We start from the raw sequence: 19859 nt of genomic DNA on the forward strand, positions 1-19859 counted from the left end.
ACGGCCCCGGCAGCCCCCCATCGCCCGAGAGAGGCCACAGCATGACCATGACCCCCGAGCAAGCCTCCTGGTTCTCGGGCGTCTTCGAACGCCTCGTCTCGAACATCGACAGCGTGCTGCTCGGCAAGGCCCACGTGATCAGGCTCGCGCTGACGGCGCTGTTCAGCGAGGGGCACCTGCTGCTCGAGGACTACCCGGGCACGGGCAAGACCTCGCTCGCGCGCGCGATCGCCGAGAGCGTGCGCGGAACCAGCAACCGCATCCAGTTCACGCCCGATCTCCTGCCCGGCGACATCACCGGGGTCAACATCTTCGACCAGCGCACGGGCACTTTCGAGTTCCACCGCGGCCCGATCTTCGCGAACATCGTGCTCGCCGACGAGATCAACCGAGCGAGCCCCAAGACCCAGTCCGCCCTGCTGGAGGTCATGGAGGAGGTGCAGGTCACGGTGGACGGGGTGCGGCACTCCGTCGGCGCTCCCTTCATGGTCATCGCCACCCAGAACCCTATTGAGCAGGCCGGAACCTACCGGCTGCCAGAAGCGCAGCTCGACCGCTTCCTGATGAAGGCCTCGATCGGCTACCCGGATCACGAGGCGACCCTGCGCATCCTCGAAGGCTCCGAGCGCAAAGCCCACGAGGTCGTCGTGCCCGAGGTGATCTCGGCCGCGACGGTCGTGGAGATGGGCACGATGGCGCGTGGCGTTCACGTCGACGCGACCATCAACGACTACGTATCGCGGCTCGTGGACGCGACCCGCAACGCCGACGAGGTGCGTCTCGGCGTCAGCGTGCGCGGCGCACTGGCCCTGCTGCGCGCGTCGAAGACGTTCGCCGCCTCCCAGGGCCGGTACTACGTGACCCCCGACGACGTGAAGGCACTGGCCGAGCCTGTTCTCGCCCACCGACTGGTTCTCGACCCCGAGGCCGAGTTCGAGGGCGTCACCACCTCCAGCGTCATCGCCCAGCTGCTCATCGAGACGCCGCCGCCGATCGATCGGCCCACCGTGTGACGAACACCGTCAGTCGAACCCAGATAGAGCTCACCAACGCGCGAGCGAAGATCGTCGGCACGAGGGATGGCGTGCTGGCGGACGCGATCGTGTGGCTGGTGCGCTCCACCCGCGTGCTCTGGGCGGGCGTCGCCACCGGCTGGCGCTGGATCAGCGCCGTGATCACGCCGCTCGGCTGGTCGATGGCCGCGGTCGCGGCGCTCGCGCTCGCCTCCGGCTACGTGTTCGGGTGGATGGAGGCCGTGGTCATCGGCTGGACGGCCGTGGCGATGATGCTCGTCGCGACGGTGTACCTCGCCGGCCGCAGTGCCTACGACGTGCACCTCTCCCTGCCTGCGAACCGGGTGGTCGTCGGCGACAAGGCGCCGGGAGAGGTGCAGATCGCGAACCCGGGCCGCCGCCGCCTCTCCGGCGTGCGCGTCGAGGTGCCCGTCGGCGATGGCCTCGCCGAGTTCGCCTCGCCATCGCTCTCCGGGGGCGAGGAGCACAGCGACGTGTTCGTGGTTCCGACCACGCGTCGCGGCATCGTGCCCATCGGCCCCGTGCGCACCGTGCGCGCCGACCCGGTCGGGCTGCTGCGCCGCGAGATCGTCTGGGCCGAGTCGCTCGACCTGTTCGTGCATCCGCGCACCATCGCGATCCCGAGCATGAGCACCGGATTCGTGCGCGACCTCGAGGGGGCGCCGACCCGCGACCTGACCTCGAGCGACGTCGCCTTCCACGCGTTGCGCGAGTACGTGCCGGGGGATGAGCGGCGCAACATCCATTGGAAGAGCACCGCGAAGACCGGCAGCTACATGGTGCGGCAGTTCGAGGAGACCCGGCGGAGCCACCTGCTGGTCGCCCTGAGCCTGTCGGCCGCCGACTACGGCGACCCCGACGAGTTCGAGCTCGCCGTGAGCGCCGCCGGATCGCTCGGCGTGCGCGCGATGCAGGACTCCCGCACGGTCGCCGTCGTGGCCAGCGCGTCCACCCCCGACTTCGCCAAGCAGGCGGTGCGCAGCGTGCGGAGGATCAGCACGATCAACCGCGGCCGGATGCTCGACGATCTGGCCGGCGTCGAGACCGCGGAGACCGCCCTGCGGTTGACCGAGCTCGCGCAGCTCGCGGCGGAGGACGCGGCCGGAACCTCGATCGCTTTCCTGCTCTGCGGTTCGACGGTGACAGCGGCGCAGCTCCGCGCCGCCGCCGCGCACTTTCCGCTCGGTGTCGATGTCGTCGCGGTCGTGAGCGACACCGGCGCCGTGCCCACGCTCCGCCGGGTGACCGACCTCTCCGTGCTCACGATCGGGTTTCTCGAAGACCTGCAGAAGAGCCTCGCGAAGCGGATGGCGGCCTGACATGGCGGCCGCACGGGATTTTGCGCGGGGACGCGCGGGGTTCATCCTGGTCAACTGCCTGTTCGCCGTGGCCGCGACCTCACTGGCGGCCTGGTCGTTCTGGGCGGTGTACCAGTCGAGCGCTTTCGTGCTCATGCTGGTGGTCACGGTGACCCTCGGCGCGGCGATCGCGCTGGCCGGTGCTCTCTTCCGCTGGCCGAGCATCGTCGTGGCCGCGCTCGTCGTGGTGGTCTTCCTCGCCCTGGGCGTGCAGCTGGCGATCCCGGGAGCGACGACCGCGGGCGGGCTGCTGCCGACGGCCGCCGGTTTCGGGGAGCTCGTGCAGGCCACTTGGCTCAGCTGGAAGCAGCTCGTCACCATCTCGCTGCCGGTGGGCGCGTATCAGGCCCTGCTCGTTCCGGCCTTCATCCTGACCCTGCTCACAAGCGTCATCGCCCTCTCGATCGCTCTGCGGGCGAAGCACGGCGAGCTCGCCGTGCTGCCGCCCGCGGTGCTGCTGCTGGCCGGGATCCTTCTCGGCTCGGGGGTCTCGCCCCTGCCCAGGTGGCTGGCACTGACCCTCCTGGCCGTTCTGCTCGGCTGGCTGATCTGGTTCCGCTGGCAGCGTCGCACGAGCTCGGTCCGCAGCCTCGCGGAGCAGACCGGGATGAGCGTGGAGACGCCCAGGGAGCGGCGCTTCGCCGGGGTGCGCCTGGTGGCAGGGGCCGCCGTGATCGTGGTCGTCGCCGGAGCCGCCGGAACCGCCGCGAGCCTTCTCCTGCCGGCGAAGAGCGAACGACAGGTCGTTCGCACGGCCGTCGAGCAGCCGTTCGACCCGCGACGGTATCCGAGCCCGCTGAGCGGATTCCGCTCCTCCCTCGAGCCGCCGAAGGCCGATGAGGCGATGCTCAGTGTCACCGGGGTTCCGAGCGACCACCGCATCCGCATCGCCACCCTCGACACGTACGACGGGGTGACGTACTCGGTCGGCACCGAGAAGGTCACCAGCGGCTCGGGTTCGTTCACCCGGATGCCGTACCGCCTCGATCAGAGCGATGTCACCGGCGACCGCACGCGGCTCGCGGTGACCGTGCGCGGCTACTCCGGCCCCTGGGTGCCGGGCAGCGGCCAGCTGCAGCAGATCACGTTCGGCGGTTCCGACGCCGACGCCCTCACCGCATCGTTCTTCTACAACGACGTCACGGGCACCGCAGCGGTCACGCAGGGCCTCCACTCGGGCGACAGCTACACGATGGATGCGGTCGTGAAGCCACGGCTCGCCGTCGACGCACTCGAGCGGGTGCAGCCGGGGAGCGCAGCGGTGCCCCAGCCGGCGGTCATCCCCGACGAACTGCAGCTGACCGTGCAGAAGTACACCGCGGGTGTGTCGGGGGCGGGCGCCAAGCTCGCCGCCGCGCTGCGCGGCCTGGCCGAGAACGGCTACATCAGCCACGGGGTCGGAGCCGACGAGCCCGCCAGTCGTTCCGGTCACGGCGCCGACCGCATCACCGAGCTCCTCACCGACATCCCGATGCTCGGTGACCAGGAGCAATACGCGGTCACGGCGGCCCTGATGGCCGGCCAGCTCGGTTTTCCGGCGAGGGTGGTCGTCGGGTTCGTCGCGCCCGACGACTCCACGTCGGCGCAGAGTGTGACACTCACCGGCTCCGACATCTCGGCCTGGATCGAGATCGACACCAGCGAGAACGGCTGGGTGACGGTCGATCCCACCCCGCCGGTGCGTCCGGTTCCGCCGAAGCAGCCCGATCAACCCACGCAGATCTCGCGACCGCAGACGAACGTGCAGCCGCCCATCGACGAGAACGAGCAGCGCCGCGAAGAGCCGCCACAGGCTCAGGTCGACACGGCCGACCAGCGGCAGCCCGACCCGGTGCTCGACACCATTCTGGGTATCCTCGCGATCGTCGGCTGGGTGCTGCTCGCGCTGGCGGTGCTCGCCGCGCCCTTCCTCGCCGTGCTCGGCGCGAAATGGCGGCGGCGAGCGTTGCGCCGGTCGGCTCCGACGGCCGTCGAACGCATCGAGGGCGGCTGGCGCGAGTTCACCGACGCGGCCGTCGATCACGGGTACGAGCCGCCGCCGGCCTCGACCCGCAAGGAGGTCGCCATGACGATCGGCGGCTCACGCGCGGCCGCGCTGGCGTCGATCGCCGATCGTGCCGTGTTCAGCCCGACCGCGCCGAGCCCGCAGGAGGCGGACTCCGTCTGGGTCGCTGTCGACGACCTCCGGCGTGCCCTGGCGAAGCGCGAGACACGCTGGAAGCGCTTCGTCGCGGCGGTCTCGCTGCGTTCTCTCGGCTACCGTGGACGGGGAAGCAAGAGAAAGAGGGGCAGGCAATGAACTGTCGGGTCTGTGGCAGCGAATTGTCCGAGGGCACGCTGTTCTGCGGTTCGTGCGGGAGCTCGGTGACGGCGACCCGCGTTCGCGCACCGGAGGTGGCGGACTCGCGGCCGTCGGACACGACGGTCGTCGAACGGCTGCCCAAGCCCGCGGTCGCCGGTCGATTTCCTGTGGCCGAGCGCGCGGACGATGACGACGATCAGGATGCGCTCGAGCCCGTCGCCGACCCGATCGAGCCCATCGAGACGGCTCCTCCCGTCGAAACGCCTGCCCCGCGGTACACCCTCAGCTTCTCCAGCGGCGAAGTGGTCGAGGTCACCGGCTCCGGACTGATCGGGCGGCGCCCCATCACGCAACCGGGGGAGCAGGTCGACCAGTTGGTCGCCGTGCTCGACCCGGGGCGCTCGGTGTCGAAGACGCACGTCGAGTTCGGCCTCGAGGGCGGAGAACTGTGGATCTGCGACCGCTACTCGGGAAACGGCACCGTCGCCCACCCGCTCGGCGGCGTCGCGCGTCAGTGCGAGCCGGGCCGGCGCTACCGGGTGACCGCCGGAACCCGCGTCGAGATCGGTGACCAGTGGTTCGACGTCAGCTGAGCGCGTCGGCGACCGTGCCCGCCGTGAGGCCGTGGGCCTCCGCGACGGCGGCGTTGGTGACCTGACCGGCGTGCACGTTGAGCCCGAGCGCGAGCGACGGGTCCGCCGCGAGGGCGGCACGCCAGCCTCGGGATGCGATGGCACGGGCGTACGGAAGGGTGGCGTTCGTCAAGGCATAGGTCGACGTATGCGGTACGGCGCCAGGCATGTTCGCGACGCAGTAGAACAGCGACTGGTGCACGGTGAAGGTCGGCTCCGCGTGGGTGGTGGGATGCGAGTCCGCGAAGCAGCCGCCCTGGTCGACCGCGATGTCCACCAGCACGCTGCCCGGCTTCATCCGCGACACCAGTTCGTTGCTGACGAGCTTCGGCGCCTTCGCGCCGGGCACGAGCACCGAGCCGATCACGAGGTCGGAGGCGACGACGGCCTTGTCGATCTCGAAGCTGTTCGAGGCGATCGTCTTGATCCTGCCCGCGTAGAGCGCGTCGAGTTCGCGCAGTCGTGCGATGTTCGTGTCGAGCACGGTGACCTCGGCGCCGAGTCCGACCGCGACACCGATCGCGTTCGTGCCGGCGACCCCGCCGCCGAGCACCGTCACGACCGCGGGATGCGTACCGGGGACGCCGGGCACGAGCAGGCCCGGGCCGCCGTTGGGCTTCAGCATCGTGTTGGCGCCGACGATCGGCGCCAGGCGCCCCGCCACCTCGCTCATCGGGGCGAGCAGCGGAAGCGCGCGCGACGGCAGCTGGACCGTCTCATAGGCGATGGCCGTGACGCCCGAATCGATGAGTGCCCGGGTGAGGGCCTCCTCGGCCGCCAGGTGCAGATAGGTGAACAACACGAGCCCCGGGCGGAAGTAGCCGTATTCGCTCTCGACGGGCTCCTTGACCTTGAGCACCAGTTCGGCCACGGCCCAGGTGCTCGCGGCATCGGGAAGGATGGTCGCCCCGGCCGAAGCGTAGAGCTCGTCGGGGATGGACGATCCCGTGCCCGCCCCCGTCTCGACGTAGACCTCGTGGCCGTTCGCGACGAGATCGTGCACGCCGGCGGGAGTGACCGCCACCCGGAACTCGTTGTTCTTGACCTCGCGGGGGATCGCGACCTTCATGGGGCTCCTAACACGTCGTGGTGATCGATTCGGCACCCATCACACTAGCCGCAAGGGCCGAGCGGCGACAGACGGATTCCAACGTGCATACCGGCATTCGAAACGGATTTCGTAAAGATTGTGTTACCAGATTGTCGATTTGCCCCTCGATTGGTGCGCTCCGCCCCGTCGTGTGCCAGGATCATCCCACCCGCAACGGAGCGGGAAAGGCGCCAGCGATACCGCGACACACGTGTTCGACCCCGAAGGAGCACCGCAGTGAATTCGAGACAGCTTCCGCAAGACCCGATGATCCAGAAGTTGATCCAGGTTTCCCGTCAGGCTCAGCTGACGAGGCGCGGGGTTCTCGCCGGCGTCGGGGCGAGCGCGGCGGCTCTGGCACTCGCCGCCTGTTCGACGGGTGGTGCATCCGGAAAACCGACGCCCGCCAAGGATGTGTCGGCCACCGACAAGACGCTCACCTGGGCCAACTGGCAGGCGTACCTCGACCAGGACGACGCCGGCAAGTATCGGACGCTCGAGGCCTTCGAGAAGCAGTCGGGCATCAAGGTCAAGTACGACGTCGCGGTCGACGACAACAACACGTACTACGCGAAGGTCAAAGACCAGCTGGCGCTCGGCAAGGACATCGGCGCCGACACGGTGTGCCTCACCGACTGGATGGTCGCCCGGCTGATCCGGTTCGGCTACGTGCAGAGCTTCGACGAGAGCAAGATCCCGAACAAGAAGAACGTCTCCCCGGCGCTGGCCGACGCGGACTTCGACCCGGGCCGCAAGAAGTCCCTGCCGTGGCAGAGCGGCTTCGCGGGCATCTGCTGGAACAAGTCGAAGGTGCCTGCCGGGCTCAAGTCGGTCGAGGACCTCTGGAAGCCCGAGCTCAAAGGCAAGGTCGGCGTGCTCAGCGAGATGCGCGACACCATGGGACTCATCATGCTGCAGCAGGGAGTCGACATCTCCAAGAAGTTCAGCGACGACGACTACGACAAGGCCATCGACACGATCACTGAGAAGGTCAGCGACGGCCAGATCCGCAACATCAAGGGCAACTCCTACCTGAACGACCTGAAGAGCGGCGACACCCTCGCCGCCATCTGCTGGTCGGGCGACATCACTCAGCTGAACGCGGAGGCCGGCGACAACTGGGAGTTCATCCTCCCCGAAGCGGGCGGCACCCTCTGGAGCGACAACTTCGTCATCCCGATCGGGTCGCCGCGCAAGGCGAACGCCGAAGAGCTCATCAACTACTACTACCAGCCGGAGGTGGCGGCCGAGGTCGCCGCCTGGGTGAACTACATCACCCCCGTCGTCGGCGCGAAGGAGGCGGCGGTCAAGATCGATCCCGACCTCGCCGACAACCAGCTGATCTTCCCCGACGACTCCACGCTCGCGAACGCGCGCATCTTCCGCACGCTCACCCCCGCCGAGGAGCAGAAGTACCAGACCGCCTTCCAGAAGGTGATCCTGGGGGCCTGATGCCGAAGGGAGTCTTCGCCGAATCGGGCGCCGATCTGCAGCTGGTCGGGATCAAGAAGCGGTTCCCCGGGTTCACCGCCATCGAGCAGCTGGACCTCACCATCCCCGCCGGGTCGTTCTTCGCCCTGCTGGGGCCGTCCGGATGCGGCAAGACGACGACGCTACGGCTCGTGGCCGGCCTCGAGGAGCCCACCGAGGGCAGCATCCTCATCGGCGGCAAGGACGTGACCCGGACCAAGCCGTTCCAGCGCCCCGTGAACACGGTCTTCCAGAGCTACGCGCTGTTCCCGCACATGACCATCCTCGAGAACGTCGCCTTCGGGCTGCGTCGCCGCAAGATCGGCGACCCGGTCGAGAAGGCGCACGAGGCCCTCCGCCTCGTGGAGCTCGACCATCTCGCCGCCCGCCGCCCCGCATCCCTATCCGGTGGCCAGCAGCAGCGGGTTGCTCTCGCCAGGGCGATCGTGAACCGGCCGGCGCTGCTCCTGCTCGACGAGCCGCTCGGTGCGCTCGACCTCAAACTGCGGCGGCAGATGCAGCTCGAGCTCAAGTCGATCCAGACCGAGGTCGGCCTCACCTTCGTGCACGTCACGCACGACCAGGAGGAGGCCATGACCATGGCGGACACGGTCGCGGTCATGAACAAGGGGTCCATCGAGCAGATGGGCGCGCCCGAGGTGCTCTACGAGCTTCCGGCGACGGTGTTCGTCGCCAACTTCCTCGGACAGTCGAACCTTTTCGCCGGTCCCGTGCAGGAGACCGGGGGAGACACCATCGGCGTCGAGGTCGCCGGGCGTCGGCTGACCGTGCCCAAGTCGCGGGCCCAGCGCCGGAACGGAACGGTCACCGTCGGCGTGCGCCCCGAGAAGCTGACCTTGCACGCCTCCGAATCCGGCGTCGCTCCGGGCAGCAACGTCCTCGGCCCAGGTCGTGTGATCGACGTGTCGTTCAGCGGCGTGAGCACGCAATACCTCGTCGCCGTGCCCGGTGCGGGCACGGTCGTCGTGTTCGCCCAGAACATGAGCGCAGGCCCGACGGCGAACCTCGGCGCCGAGGTCTGGGTGGCCTGGGATGCGTCCCACACCTTCGTGCTCGCCGACGACCTGCCCGTGGAGGGCCGGTTCGACGACGACACCGACACGCAGATGATCGCGGCGCAGACGAAGGACCGTTTGCTCACGGAGCTCGAGGAGGCCTGATGGCGCTCGCCGCCTTCTCCACGGCCGCGCCGCCGCAGCAGGACCAGGAGCCGGCCGCGCGGCGACGCAGCGGCATCGCGCTCGTGCTGCTGCTGCCCGGGGTGCTCTACCTCGTGCTGTTCTTCCTCACCCCGCTCGTCTCGTTGATCATCACGTCGTTCCAGACGCCTGTGCTCGACGGCGACATCGGTCAGTACCAGGCGGCGTTCCGCTGGGAGAACTACACCGAGGCGATCGGCGAGTACTGGCCCCAGATCATCCGGTCGTTCGTGTACGCCCTGATCGCGACGGCCGCCGCCCTGCTCATCAGCTACCCGCTGGCGTATTTCATCGGCGTGAAGGTGCGCAAGTACCCGCTGGCGCAGAACCTGCTGATGACGCTGGTCATCGCTCCGTTCTTCATCAGCTTCCTGCTGCGCACGCTGGCCTGGAAGCAGCTGCTCTCAGACGACTCCTGGTTCACGAGCTCGCTCAAAGCGATCTCGATCCTGCCGCCCGACGCCCACGTCACCGGCACGGCGTTCTCGGTCATCTTCGGACTGACCTACAACTTCATCCCGTTCATGACGCTGCCCATCTACGCCACGCTGGAGCGACTGGATGTGCGCTACCTCGAAGCGGGGAGCGACCTCTATGCGAACTCGTTCACGACCTTCCGCAAGATCACCCTGCCGCTCTCGCTGCCCGGCATCGTGTCGGGCACGCTGCTCACCTTCATCCCGGCGGCGGGCGACTACATCAATGCGTCGCAGGACTTCCTCGGCGGGGCCGACACCTCGATGATCGGCAACGTCATCGAGAGCAACTTCCTCGTGCTGCAGAACTATCCGACGGCGGCGGCGATGTCGGTGGTGCTCATGGCGGTCATCCTGGTCATCGTCGGCGTGTATGTGAGGCGGAGCGGAACGGAGGAGCTGCTGTGACCACGACACGCACCGGAACGCGGAGGTTCAAGGGTCTGGGACTCGGCGTCTACGCCTTTCTGGCCCTGGCGTTCCTCCTCATCCCGATCGTCTACACCTTCGTGTACTCGTTCAACGACTCGCTCAAGAACAACATCGCCTGGCGCGGCTTCACGCTGCACAACTGGACGAACGTGTGCGACGCCGCCGGCATCTGCGACGCGTTCGCCGCGAGCATCGTCATCGGCCTGATCTCGACCGTCATCGCGACCGTGCTCGGCACCATGATCGCCATCGCCCTGATGCGCTACCGGTTCCGCTTCCGCTCGCAGACCAGCCTGCTGCTGTTCCTGCCGATGGCGAGCCCGGAGGTCGTGCTCGGCGCAGGTCTTGCCGCGCAGTTCCTCAGCCTCGGCGTGAACAAGGGGTTCGGCACGATCATCGTCGCCCACGTGATGTTCTGCATCAGCTTCGTCGTGGTCACGGTGAAAGCCCGAGTCGCCAGCCTCGACCCTGCGCTGGAGGAGGCCGGGCGCGACCTGTACGGCTCGCCCGTCGCCGTGTTCTGGCGCATCACTTTCCCGCTCCTGCTGCCCGGCATCCTCTCGGCGGCGCTGCTGTCGTTCTCGCTGAGCTTCGACGACTTCATCATCACCAACTTCAATGCCGGCGCCGTGACCACGTTCCCGATGTACATCTACATCGCGGCCTCCCGTGGCATCCCGGCCCAGGCGAACGTGATCGCCTCTGCAGTGTTCATCATCACGATCCTCGTCGTGCTGATCTCACAGGTCGCAGCCTCGTCGCGCGCGAAACGCCTCGCTCGCGCTTCGTAGCGCCTCGCGGGCTGCCGAGCGTCAGGCGGCCGGGTATGAGGCGCGGATCTCGCCGACCGGCAGGCCGCGACCCAGAACGGCGAGGTCGAGCTGGGGCACGATGGCGTCGACGGCCGACTTCTCGACCGCACCCGCGTCGACGAGCAGCGACAGCGCGACGATGGTCGCCGCCCGCAGGCTGCCGTCGAGGATCTTGAGCGCGACGGTGGTCCCGTCGGGTGCGGCCATGATCATGATGCCTTCTGCGCCGCCCTTGGCGAAGACGCCCAGGTTGTCGATCACGACGGTGTTGGCGCGGCCGGGGCCGTCGATCGCCCAGCCGTTCGCGAGCACCGCGTTCTTCAGCGTCGCCGCATTGCGGTACAGGGCGAACGGCGAGCCGTCGGAGGCCGTCGCGATGCGCTGGATGCCGCGTGCGAGCGTGGTCAGCGCCATGGCGTGGACCGGCGCGCCGCAGCCGTCGATGCCGGTCGCGACGACCTTCTCGCCCGTCAGTCGCTCGATGGTGTCGCACACGAGCAGCTGCATCGGATGCTGCGGGTCCAGGTAGTTCTCGGTGCTCCAGCCGTTCACGGTGCAGGCGAGGAGCATGGCGGCGTGCTTGCCCGAGCAGTTCATGAAGAGCGGCTTCTTGCTCTCCCCGTCGCGGATGGCGTCGTCACGGCTCGACGCGTCGAGGGGCCAGTCGTGCGGGCACTGCAACGCGTCTTCGGTGAGTTGCGCCTGCGCGAGCAGGCCGCGCACCACCGAAAGGTGCGCAGGCGTGCCGCCGTGGCTCGCGGTGGCGAGCACCGCGGCCGCGCCTTCGAGGGGCACTCCGGCGCCCATGACCGCGATGGCCTGGAACGGTTTCATGCTCGACCGCGGAAAGACCGGTGCCGCGGGAGCGCCGAGCGAGCGGACGACCGAGCCGTCGGGGCCGAGCACGACGGCCGATCCCAGGTGCCGCGACTCCACGAAACCGCTGCGCTCGACGACGGCGAGCTCGACGGCTTCGGCGCCGGTGAAGACCTCCGGGCTCACAGTGCGGCGAAGGCGTCGTCGAGCACGGAGACCGCGTCGGCGATCAGCGCGTCGGAGACGGCCAGGCTCGGCAGGAACCGCAGCACATTGCCGTATGTTCCCGCAGTGAGCACCAGCACACCGTGGCTCGCGGCGTACGCGGCGATGGCAGAGACGGCCTCAGGGTTGGGCTCCTTGGTCGTGGATGCCGTGCCGGGCTTGACGAGCTCGATCGCCAGCATGGCGCCGATGCCGCGCACATCCCCGATGATGTCGTACTTCTTCTGCAGGTCGAGCAGTGCCGGTTTCAGCGTGTTCTCGATGCGCCGGCCCTCGGCGAGCAGACCGTTCTTCTCGATCACCTCGAAGACGGCGACGGCAGCGGCTGCCGCGACCGGGTTGCCGCCGAACGTGCCTCCCAGGCCACCGGGCTGCGCCGAGTCCATGATCTCCGCCCGACCGGTGACGGCCGCCAGGGGGAGCCCGCCCGCGATCCCCTTCGCGCTCAGCACGAGGTCGGGCACGAGGCCGAAGTGCTCGCTCGCGAAGTAGGCGCCGGTGCGGGCCATGCCGCTCTGGATCTCGTCGGCGATGAAGACGACGCCGTTCGCCGTGCACCAGGCCTGCAGGGCGACCAGGTAGCCGTCGGCAGGAACCATGAAGCCGCCTTCGCCCTGCACGGGCTCGACGACGAGGCAGGCGAGGTCACTCGCGCCGATCACTTTCTCCAGGTACGCGATGGTGCGGGCCGCGGCCTCGTCGCCGCTGAGCCCGTCGTGATAGGGGTACGAACTGGGCGCGTGATAGACGTCTCCGGCGAGCGGGCCGAAGCCCGTGGCATACGGAGACGCCTTGAAGTTCATCGCCATCGTGAGGTTGGTGCGCCCGTGGTAGGCGTGGTCGAGCACGGCCACGGCGCGGCGGCCGGTGTGCTTGCGCGAGATCTTCACGCCGTTCTCGACCGCCTCCGCGCCGGAGTTGACGAGCACCGTCTTCTTGGCGTGATCGCCCGGGGTGTGCTCGGCCAGGAGTTCGGCGACGCGCACGTACTCCTCGTACGGGGTGATCGTGAAGAGGGTGTGGATGACGTCCTGCAGCTGCGCCGCAGCGGCGTCGACCACGGCCGACTCGGTGTGGCCGACGGTCGTGACGCCGATGCCGGCGCCGAAGTCGACGAACTGGTTTCCATCGACGTCGACGAGGATCGCTCCGTTCGCCTTGGCGATGTACACCGGGAGCGTCGACGACACTCCGGTCGGCACGACGGCCAGACGCCTCTGGTGCAGTTCTTGGGATTTGGGGCCGGGGATCGCGGTGACGATCCGGCGTTCTTGGGGCACGGTGTGGATGGGCGCGCCTGCGCTCAGAGTGTCAGTCATGGTGGTTCGAGTTTAGCCGGGGTGCGAGAATCGTCAGCATGAACCTGGAGCACAGCTACGCGATCGACCTGGAGTGGACGGGCAACCGGGGCGACGGCACCGCCGGCTACAAGAGCTACGGCCGCGAACACGTGATCAAGGCCGAGGGCAAGCACGCGATCGAAGGGTCGGCCGACCGAACGTTCTTCGGCGATCGCGACCGCTGGAACCCCGAAGAGCTGCTGCTCGCGGCCCTGAGCCAGTGCCACATGCTGAGCTATCTCGCCGAGGCCGCCCGTGCCGGCGTGGTGGTCGTCGGCTACACCGATGCTGCGACAGGACTGATGGAGCAGACCTCCAACGGTGGGGGCCACTTCACGAGTGCGCTGCTGCGACCGTCGGTGACGCTGGCCGATCCCGCACAGGCCGAGCTCGCCGCATCCCTGCACGGACCTGCTGCCGCGAAGTGCTTCATCGCGGCCTCGGTGAACTTCCCCGTCGAGCACGCGCCGGAGATCCTGACCCTCGCCTGAGCCCGGGCCGCGGATGCCGTGTCAGGCGCAGCCGAGTCGGGCGACCGGGGCCGCTGCCTTGGCCGGGGCGGGTGCGGTCTCGACCGGTGCTGCGACCCCGGTGCGCGACTGCTCGGCCCAGCGGTGCATGGCCGCCGCCCACCGGCCGTCGCGCTGCAGCGGCGTCAGCTGCTCGGGGGAGCCCTCCCGTTGGCGGCGCATCAGTTCGCGCTCCCGCTCGCGCTCGCCCAGTTCGGCAATGCTCGTGAGCCACAGGGTCAGCGGATGCATGGTGTCCCTCCTCGGACGATAACCGGCTAATTCGTTTTACTGGTTAGAGCTTACCGTAACCAACTATGCGGTTACAATGGTTATATGCGTACGAATGATCCCGAGCTCGGGGCCGACCTCCTGGTCGACTTCCTGAACACCCTCGACGTCGAAGACGGCGTCGACGCCATCGACGACGACGCGGCGTTCACAGCATGGGCGCTCGCGCACAGCGTCGAACCGGGGGACAGGGCATCGGCGAAGCACGTGCGGGATGCGCTGCGGGCCGTGATCGACGGCGAGGCCGCATCCCTGCCATCGGTCGAACTCGAGACGACCTGTGGTGAGCGCACCGTCGGCCTCAGCGCTCGCACCGCCGCGGAGGCCGCTGTCGCCTCCTCCGTGATCCTGAGCATCCAGGGCAAGCTGGAGCGTGTGAGGCTGTGCGGCGCAGACGACTGCCGCTGGGCGTTCTTCGACCAGTCCCGCAACGGCTCGCGCACCTGGTGCAGCATGGGAGTGTGCGGCAACCGGCAGAAGGCGCGGACGTACCGCGCCAAGCAGGACGATGGGGCCGCCCTCCCCGAGTAGCGGGGTTCTGCCCGGCTAGAGGCGTTCGGGCCGCAGCACGCGTTTCACGCGTTCGACGGCGCCGGCCGGCGGCGCCTCGTTGTACTTCTCCGCGAGCTCCTGACCCGTGAGGGCGTGGATGGCGGCCATGACCTCGTCGGTGGCCTGACGCCTGGCCTTGCCCGACTCTGCGGCCCCGTAGCGGCTGAGGTCGAGGGGCTCGCCGAACGCGACGGTGATGCGCTTGAAGCGGGGGAACTTGGAGCCGACCGGCTGCAGTTCGTCCGTGCCGATGAGGCCCACCGGAACGACCGGAGCCCCCGTTGTGAGAGCGAGCCAGCCGATCCCGGTGCGCCCCTTGTAGAGGCGCCCGTCGAGCGAGCGCGTCCCCTCGGGATAGATGGCGAAGGCGGCGCCGGTGTCGAGGATGCGTTTCGACTGGTCGAGCGCATCCTGTGCGGCCTGTCCTGCTCCGCGCTCGACGCCGACCGCGCCGATGGCGGTGAAGAACGAGCGCGAGACGGCGCCCTTGAACCCGGTTCCCTCGAAGTAGTGCGACTTCGCCAGAAACTGGACCCGTCGCGGCGCCATCAGCGGGATCACGATGCTGTCGATGAACGACAGATGGTTGCTGGCGATGATGACCGCGCCGGTGCGCGGAACGTTCTTGCGGCCGATGACCTTGGGCCGGTAGAGCAGACGCGCGATGGGGGCCATGACGAGGCGGCCGAAGAGGTAGAGCGCGCCCGGGCGTTTCACCGTCTCCGGTGCGTCAGCGGGCTCGGTCGTCGTCGTCACCCTGTCGAGCGTAGTCGCGGCCGTATTCCGTGGCGGGAATGTTCGCGCTCACATACCGTCGAACGGGCGGATGGGCGGGCATCCGAAGCCGTCGGCGTAGTTGAGGCAGGCCGGAACCCAGCCGGAGAATCGCACGGCGAGCGGGGAGCCGAACCACTGGGAGTAGAGCCGGGAGAAGTTGAGATTGCCGAACGTCGAGCAGGAGCCGGCGGGGCCCTTGGGATTCGCGAGGGTCTCGTCGTTCGGCTGGTACGGCGTGTAGTTGTAGAGGTTCGCCGTGGCCTGGTTGACGATCTTCACCGTGCTCGAGCCGCACGCTGCGTTCGGGTGGAACTGGATGTCGTTCGACCCGACCCTGTAGCGCCAGTCGTCCGGGTGCACTGTGTACTCGCGGAACTGCCAGGCCGCCCGGTACACCTGGTTGAAGAAGCCGAAGAACTTCGTGTCGCACGCGGCGGTGTCGGGGCAGGCGTACCCCGTCGCCTTCTGGTATCCGGATGCGCTCGGCGCGGTCAGCAGCGACTGTTCCTTCTGAAGCAGCACGAGCAGCACCTGGGGGCTGATCGTGCACGCCTTCGCCACGCGGGCGATGATGCTGCTCGCGGGTTCGTCGCGCTGACCGCGCATCGCGGTGCAGCGATCCCTCGACGCCGGCACCGCCGGGGTGTCGACACGGTACCTATCGAGGCACGGCGAATCGTCTTTCGGAACGCACGTGCGGTCTTCGAGGAACTCTTGGATGTCGGCCGCGGTCATCGCGTTCGGGTTGAAGAAGCTGTCGTCGCTGATGATGTCCGCCGGGTCGAACGCGGGTCTCTGCTCGGAGAACGCGCCGACGGCGGGCACCAGCGTCAGCACCGCGGCGACCACGGTCGCTCCCGCGAGCGCGCGCCAACGCAGCAACCGCATCCCTCTGCCCACCCGTCTTCGCCGCACCCGCGTCGTCTGCCGACTCACGTCTTTCGACTCAGTTGAAGCGGGCCAGTGCCTCTTCGATCACCGTCGCGGCGTCGTCGATCAGCTCCTCGCTGATGATGACGGAGGGGAGCAGGCGCAGCACGCTGTCCCAGCTGCCGGCGTCGAGGGGGATGACGCCGTTGGTCGTGGCGTGGGCGAGCACCGCCTTCAACGCTTCGGGGTTCGGCTTCTTGGTTCCGGGATGCACGAGCTCGATGCCGAACATCGCGCCCTTGCCGCGCACCTCGCCGACGATCGCGAACTTGTCCGCCCAGTCGCCGATGCGCGCCCAGAGCGCCTTCTCGACCCGCTGCGCCTCGGCGAGCAGGTTCTCGTTCTCGATCACGTCGAACGTCGCGAGCGCGGCCGCCGTGGAGACGGGGTTGCCGCCGAAGGTGCCGCCGATGCCGCCCGGCTGCACGGCATCCATGATCTCGGCGCGGCCGGTCACGGCGGCGAGCGGGAAACCGCCCGCGATGCCCTTCGCACTGGTCACGAGGTCGGGAACCACGCCGTGGTGCTCGATCGAGTACCACGTGCCGGTGCGCCCCATGCCCGCCTGGATCTCGTCGGCCACGAACACGATGCCGTTCTCGGTGCAGAACTCGGAGAGCCGCTTGAAGTATCCCGGAGCCGGGATCACGATGCCGCCGTCACCCTGGATCGGCTCGACGAACAGAGCGGCGAGCTCGGTCGCGCCGATGTGGGTGTTGATGTAGTCGATGGTGCGCTCGGCGGCCTCTTCGCCGGTCATGCCCTCCGGGTCGCGGAACGGGTAGCTGATCGGCACGCTGTAGATCTCACCGGGGAACGGGCCCATTCCCGCGCGCTCCGGCCACGGGCGGTACGTCATCGCCATCGTGAGATTGGTGCGGCCGTGGAACGCGTGGTCGAGCGTCGCGATGGCGCGCCGCCCGGTGAACTTGCGGGCGATCTTCACGGCGTTCTCGACGGCCTCGGCTCCCGAGTTGACGAGGATGCTGTGCTTGTCGAAGTCGCCGGGCGTGATCTGCGCGAGCTTCTCCGCGACCCGCACGTAGTTCTCGTACGGCGTCACCGTGAAGAGCGTGTGCGTGAGCTTCGACGCCTGCTCGGCGGCCGCGGCGGCGACGGCGGGATGGGCGTGGCCGATCGTGGTCACGCCGATGCCGCAGCCCAGGTCGATGAGCTGGTTGCCGTCCACGTCGACCAGGATGGCGCCGGAGCCGTGCTCCATGTAGATGTTCGCGAGCGTGCCGGCGCCGCGGCTGACGGAGGCGACCCGGCGTCGCTGCAATTCGACCGACCGGGGGCCGGGGAGAGCGGTGACGAGCTTACGGGTCTGCGGCACGGAGAATTCGCGAGTCATGACTCCATCGTAGGTCGCCCGGCTGTCAGCTTCGGCAAAGCCGCATAGGGCAGACTGAGCAGATCCCTGACCATCATTCGAAGGTGTCCCACGTTGCGTAAAACCCTGTCCGTTCTTGCCGCCGGCCTCGTCGTCGCCGCTCTCGCAGCCTGCAGCAGCGGCTCGCCGACGTCGTCGTCGACGCCGACCGCATCCACTGCGTCGCTCGCTTGCGTGAACGTCAAATCCGGTTCCGTGTCCGACTCCGTGAAGATCGCGAGTGGTTTCGGCGCCGACCCCCAGGCCACCTTCAAGTCACCGCTGAAGACCTCCGAGTTGCAGCGCACCGTGACCATCAAGGGCGGCGGCGCCGAGGTCAAGGGCGGCGACTCCATCGACATCGCGCTCGCCGCGTACAACGGCACCGACGGCAAGCCCGTGGCGGCGTCCGCCGGCTTCGACGGCCAGGCGGCGCAGACCATCTCCGTGGACGCCAACAAGTTCGTCCCCGGCATCGTGCGCGCCGTCGAGTGCCTGCCGCTCAAGTCGCGCATCGTGATGACGGGCCCCGCGTCGCAGATGTTCGGCAACGTCGACCTCACCCAGTTCAAGCTCAAGGCGACCGACCCGGTGGTCTTCGTGATCGACACGGTCAGCAAGGTTCCGACGCGCGCCAACGGCAAGGACGTCGCCCCCGCGGCCGGCTTCCCGACCGTGAAGCTCGCCAAGAGCGGCGCGCCGACCGTCACCATCCCGAAGACCGATCCGCCGACCGAGACGAAGATCGCGCTGCTCAAGCAGGGAGACGGCGACACGGTCGTGACCGGTGACACGATCACGATCCAGTACTCCGGACTCCTCTGGCGCAACGGCCAGGTGTTCGACTCCACGTGGACGAAGGGCGCCGCGTACACGGGTATCGTCGACCAGTTCGTTCCCGGCTTCACCAAGGCGCTTATCGGCCAGAAGGTCGGCTCGCAGGTGATCGCGATCATCCCACCCGCCGACGGATACGGCGCCAAAGGCAACGGCGACATCAAGCCCACCGACACCATGGTCTTCGTCGTCGACATCCTGAAGACGGTGCGCTGACCGGTCGGACATCGGCCGGCACCGCACGCCTACGATGAGGGCATGCCCTCCTCTGACGACATGCGACGCGTAGTCATCCTCGGGTCGACCGGCTCGATCGGCACCCAGGCCCTCGACGTGATCGGCGCGAACCGCGACCGGTTCGAGGTCGTCGGGCTGGCCGCGGGAACGAACCGGGACGAACTGGCCGCGCAGGCCGAACGCTTCGGGGTCGGCGAGACCGCCCTCGGCGCCGAGGATGCCGAGCGTCTGGTGCGCTCCGTCGAGGCCGACGTCGTGCTGAACGGCATCACGGGCTCCGTCGGTCTCGGGCCGACCCTGGCCGCGCTCGAGACGGGAGCGACGCTCGCCCTGGCGAACAAGGAGTCGCTCATCGTCGGCGGCGACCTGGTCAAGCGCGCGGCGGCCCCCGGTCAGATCGTTCCCGTCGACTCGGAGCACTCGGCGATCGCCCAGGCGCTGCGTTCGGGCACGGCCGACGAGGTGCGGCGCCTCGTGCTGACCGCATCCGGTGGCCCGTTCCGTGGCCGGAGCAGCGCATCCCTGCGCGACGTGACGCCACGCGAGGCCTTGGCGCACCCGACCTGGGACATGGGTCTCGTCGTCACCACGAACTCGTCCACCCTGGTCAACAAAGGCCTCGAGGTCATCGAGGCGCACCTGCTCTTCGACGTGCCGTACGAGCGCATCGAAGTGACGGTGCATCCTCAGTCGGTCATCCACTCGATGGTCGAATTCGTCGACGGATCCACCATCGCGCAGGCCTCACCGCCCGACATGCGGTTGCCGATCTCGCTCGGTCTCGACTGGCCGAACCGGGTGGCTGGGGTCGGGGTGCCGCTCGACTGGTCGTCCGCGCACTCCTGGACCTTCGAGCCGCTCGACACGGATGCCTTCCCCGCCGTCGCCCTGGCCAAACGCGTCGGCGAGGCCGGCGGCACTTTTCCCGCGGTGTTCAACGCGGCGAACGAGCAGGCCGTCGCAGCGTTCCACGCGGGCGCGATCGGCTACCTCGACATCGTGGAGACGATCGAACGGGTCGTCGACGCGCACGAGCCCGCCGGCGAGGTGACCCGCGAGTCGCTCGCCGACGCCGAGCGCTGGGCGCGGGCCGAGGCGGACAGGCTGATCGCTCGGTAGGCTGGGCGCACGTTCGCACTCGGGGGAG

19 protein-coding genes are annotated in these 19859 nt (G+C 68.6%); 12 read left to right on the top strand and 7 right to left on the bottom strand.

Annotation, left to right across the window (positions count from 1 at the left end):
* Positions 1-41: 41 nt before the first annotated feature.
* The 4 genes from ACFVWR_RS04690 (at position 42) to ACFVWR_RS04705 (ending at position 5287) form a co-directional block, all read left to right on the top strand.
* On the top strand, positions 42-1013 hold the full coding sequence (locus ACFVWR_RS04690; protein WP_387208510.1) for an AAA family ATPase: 972 nt from the start codon (positions 42-44) through the stop codon (positions 1011-1013).
* Entirely contained in the window at positions 1010-2353 is a 1344-nt protein-coding gene (locus ACFVWR_RS04695; protein WP_387208512.1) for a DUF58 domain-containing protein, read from the top strand. The genes ACFVWR_RS04690 and ACFVWR_RS04695 overlap by 4 nt, the downstream gene beginning before the upstream one ends.
* A 1-nt stretch (position 2354) precedes the next feature.
* Positions 2355-4691 (top strand): transglutaminase-like domain-containing protein, encoded by a 2337-nt coding sequence (locus ACFVWR_RS04700; protein ID WP_387208514.1) that lies wholly within the window; start codon positions 2355-2357, stop codon positions 4689-4691.
* A 65-nt stretch (positions 4692-4756) separates the two neighbouring features.
* Positions 4757-5287 carry an FHA domain-containing protein gene (locus ACFVWR_RS04705; RefSeq protein WP_387208516.1) on the top strand — a complete coding sequence of 177 codons (531 nt, stop codon included), beginning with the start codon at positions 4757-4759 and terminating at the stop codon, positions 5285-5287.
* Here the strand turns inward: ACFVWR_RS04705 and ald are convergent.
* Positions 5280-6395, bottom strand: a complete 1116-nt coding sequence (gene ald / locus ACFVWR_RS04710) for an alanine dehydrogenase (RefSeq protein ID WP_387208518.1) — start codon at positions 6393-6395, stop codon at positions 5280-5282. The two genes, ACFVWR_RS04705 and ald, sit on opposite strands and share 8 nt — an antisense overlap.
* Before the next feature lie 288 nt (positions 6396-6683).
* Between ald and ACFVWR_RS04715 the strand changes: the two genes are divergently transcribed.
* Genes ACFVWR_RS04715 through ACFVWR_RS04730 form a run of 4 tightly spaced genes read left to right on the top strand, consistent with a single transcriptional unit; the run spans position 6684 to position 10805 of the window.
* Positions 6684-7868, top strand: a complete 1185-nt coding sequence (locus ACFVWR_RS04715) for a PotD/PotF family extracellular solute-binding protein (RefSeq protein ID WP_387208604.1) — start codon at positions 6684-6686, stop codon at positions 7866-7868.
* Positions 7868-9067 (top strand): ABC transporter ATP-binding protein, encoded by a 1200-nt coding sequence (locus ACFVWR_RS04720; protein WP_387208520.1) that lies wholly within the window; start codon positions 7868-7870, stop codon positions 9065-9067. The genes ACFVWR_RS04715 and ACFVWR_RS04720 overlap by 1 nt, the downstream gene beginning before the upstream one ends.
* Positions 9067-9990, top strand: a complete 924-nt coding sequence (locus ACFVWR_RS04725) for an ABC transporter permease (RefSeq protein ID WP_387208522.1) — start codon at positions 9067-9069, stop codon at positions 9988-9990. Before ACFVWR_RS04720 ends, ACFVWR_RS04725 begins: the two co-directional genes overlap by 1 nt.
* The gene (locus tag ACFVWR_RS04730) at positions 9987-10805 is read left to right on the top strand and encodes an ABC transporter permease (protein ID WP_387208524.1); all 819 of its coding nucleotides are present in this window, start codon (positions 9987-9989) and stop codon (positions 10803-10805) included. Before ACFVWR_RS04725 ends, ACFVWR_RS04730 begins: the two co-directional genes overlap by 4 nt.
* A 21-nt stretch (positions 10806-10826) precedes the next feature.
* Here ACFVWR_RS04730 and ACFVWR_RS04735 read toward each other — a convergent pair whose 3' ends face one another.
* Complete coding sequence (locus ACFVWR_RS04735; protein WP_387208526.1) at positions 10827-11828, bottom strand: asparaginase; 1002 nt, start codon at positions 11826-11828, stop codon at positions 10827-10829.
* Positions 11825-13186 (bottom strand): 4-aminobutyrate--2-oxoglutarate transaminase, encoded by a 1362-nt coding sequence (gene gabT / locus ACFVWR_RS04740; protein ID WP_387208528.1) that lies wholly within the window; start codon positions 13184-13186, stop codon positions 11825-11827. Before gabT ends, ACFVWR_RS04735 begins: the two co-directional genes overlap by 4 nt.
* Before the next feature lie 38 nt (positions 13187-13224).
* Here gabT and ACFVWR_RS04745 point away from each other — a divergent pair, with 38 nt between their 5' ends.
* Positions 13225-13698 (top strand): OsmC family protein, encoded by a 474-nt coding sequence (locus tag ACFVWR_RS04745; RefSeq protein WP_387208530.1) that lies wholly within the window; start codon positions 13225-13227, stop codon positions 13696-13698.
* Between the two features lie 21 nt (positions 13699-13719).
* Here ACFVWR_RS04745 and ACFVWR_RS04750 read toward each other — a convergent pair whose 3' ends face one another.
* Entirely contained in the window at positions 13720-13968 is a 249-nt protein-coding gene (locus ACFVWR_RS04750) for a hypothetical protein (protein ID WP_387208532.1), read from the bottom strand.
* 84 nt (positions 13969-14052) lie between these two features.
* Here ACFVWR_RS04750 and ACFVWR_RS04755 point away from each other — a divergent pair, with 84 nt between their 5' ends.
* Positions 14053-14538, top strand: coding sequence for a CGNR zinc finger domain-containing protein (locus tag ACFVWR_RS04755; protein WP_387208534.1), 486 nt, complete (start codon positions 14053-14055; stop codon positions 14536-14538).
* Positions 14539-14553: 15 nt separating this feature from the next.
* Here ACFVWR_RS04755 and ACFVWR_RS04760 read toward each other — a convergent pair whose 3' ends face one another.
* The 3 genes from ACFVWR_RS04760 to ACFVWR_RS04770 form a co-directional block, all read right to left on the bottom strand.
* On the bottom strand, positions 14554-15234 hold the full coding sequence (locus ACFVWR_RS04760; RefSeq protein WP_387208606.1) for a lysophospholipid acyltransferase family protein: 681 nt from the start codon (positions 15232-15234) through the stop codon (positions 14554-14556).
* A gap of 129 nt (positions 15235-15363) precedes the next feature.
* Entirely contained in the window at positions 15364-16224 is an 861-nt protein-coding gene (locus ACFVWR_RS04765) for a hypothetical protein (RefSeq protein ID WP_387208536.1), read from the bottom strand.
* Positions 16225-16282: 58 nt separating this feature from the next.
* On the bottom strand, positions 16283-17620 hold the full coding sequence (locus ACFVWR_RS04770) for an aminotransferase class III-fold pyridoxal phosphate-dependent enzyme (RefSeq protein ID WP_387208538.1): 1338 nt from the start codon (positions 17618-17620) through the stop codon (positions 16283-16285).
* Between the two features lie 93 nt (positions 17621-17713).
* On the opposite strand from ACFVWR_RS04770, the gene ACFVWR_RS04775 reads away from it, so the two are divergent.
* Complete coding sequence (locus tag ACFVWR_RS04775; protein WP_387208540.1) at positions 17714-18691, top strand: FKBP-type peptidyl-prolyl cis-trans isomerase; 978 nt, start codon at positions 17714-17716, stop codon at positions 18689-18691.
* 60 nt (positions 18692-18751) lie between these two features.
* Positions 18752-19831 (top strand): 1-deoxy-D-xylulose-5-phosphate reductoisomerase, encoded by a 1080-nt coding sequence (dxr, locus tag ACFVWR_RS04780; protein ID WP_387208608.1) that lies wholly within the window; start codon positions 18752-18754, stop codon positions 19829-19831.
* Positions 19832-19859 lie beyond the last annotated feature (28 nt).

The sequence above is a fragment of the Leifsonia sp. NPDC058292 genome, from assembly GCF_042880955.1.
In the GTDB taxonomy this organism is placed as follows: Bacteria; Actinomycetota; Actinomycetes; order Actinomycetales; family Microbacteriaceae; genus Leifsonia.

What these genes read in the sequence shown, in the direction of transcription:
- dxr (WP_387208608.1), top strand. Translation starts at nt 18,752, where the DNA reads ATGCGACGCGTAGTCATCCTCGGGTCGACCGGCTCGATCGGCACCCAG.
- ACFVWR_RS04770 (WP_387208538.1), bottom strand. Translation starts at nt 17,620, where the DNA reads ATGACTCGCGAATTCTCCGTGCCGCAGACCCGTAAGCTCGTCACCGCT.
- ACFVWR_RS04725 (WP_387208522.1), top strand. Translation starts at nt 9,067, where the DNA reads ATGGCGCTCGCCGCCTTCTCCACGGCCGCGCCGCCGCAGCAGGACCAG.
- ald (WP_387208518.1), bottom strand. Translation starts at nt 6,395, where the DNA reads ATGAAGGTCGCGATCCCCCGCGAGGTCAAGAACAACGAGTTCCGGGTG.
- ACFVWR_RS04720 (WP_387208520.1), top strand. Translation starts at nt 7,868, where the DNA reads ATGCCGAAGGGAGTCTTCGCCGAATCGGGCGCCGATCTGCAGCTGGTC.
- ACFVWR_RS04690 (WP_387208510.1), top strand. Translation starts at nt 42, where the DNA reads ATGACCATGACCCCCGAGCAAGCCTCCTGGTTCTCGGGCGTCTTCGAA.
- ACFVWR_RS04760 (WP_387208606.1), bottom strand. Translation starts at nt 15,234, where the DNA reads ATGGCCCCCATCGCGCGTCTGCTCTACCGGCCCAAGGTCATCGGCCGC.
- ACFVWR_RS04715 (WP_387208604.1), top strand. Translation starts at nt 6,684, where the DNA reads ATGATCCAGAAGTTGATCCAGGTTTCCCGTCAGGCTCAGCTGACGAGG.
- ACFVWR_RS04750 (WP_387208532.1), bottom strand. Translation starts at nt 13,968, where the DNA reads ATGCATCCGCTGACCCTGTGGCTCACGAGCATTGCCGAACTGGGCGAG.
- gabT (WP_387208528.1), bottom strand. Translation starts at nt 13,186, where the DNA reads ATGACTGACACTCTGAGCGCAGGCGCGCCCATCCACACCGTGCCCCAA.
- ACFVWR_RS04700 (WP_387208514.1), top strand. Translation starts at nt 2,355, where the DNA reads ATGGCGGCCGCACGGGATTTTGCGCGGGGACGCGCGGGGTTCATCCTG.
- ACFVWR_RS04745 (WP_387208530.1), top strand. Translation starts at nt 13,225, where the DNA reads ATGAACCTGGAGCACAGCTACGCGATCGACCTGGAGTGGACGGGCAAC.
- ACFVWR_RS04765 (WP_387208536.1), bottom strand. Translation starts at nt 16,224, where the DNA reads ATGCGGTTGCTGCGTTGGCGCGCGCTCGCGGGAGCGACCGTGGTCGCC.
- ACFVWR_RS04755 (WP_387208534.1), top strand. Translation starts at nt 14,053, where the DNA reads ATGCGTACGAATGATCCCGAGCTCGGGGCCGACCTCCTGGTCGACTTC.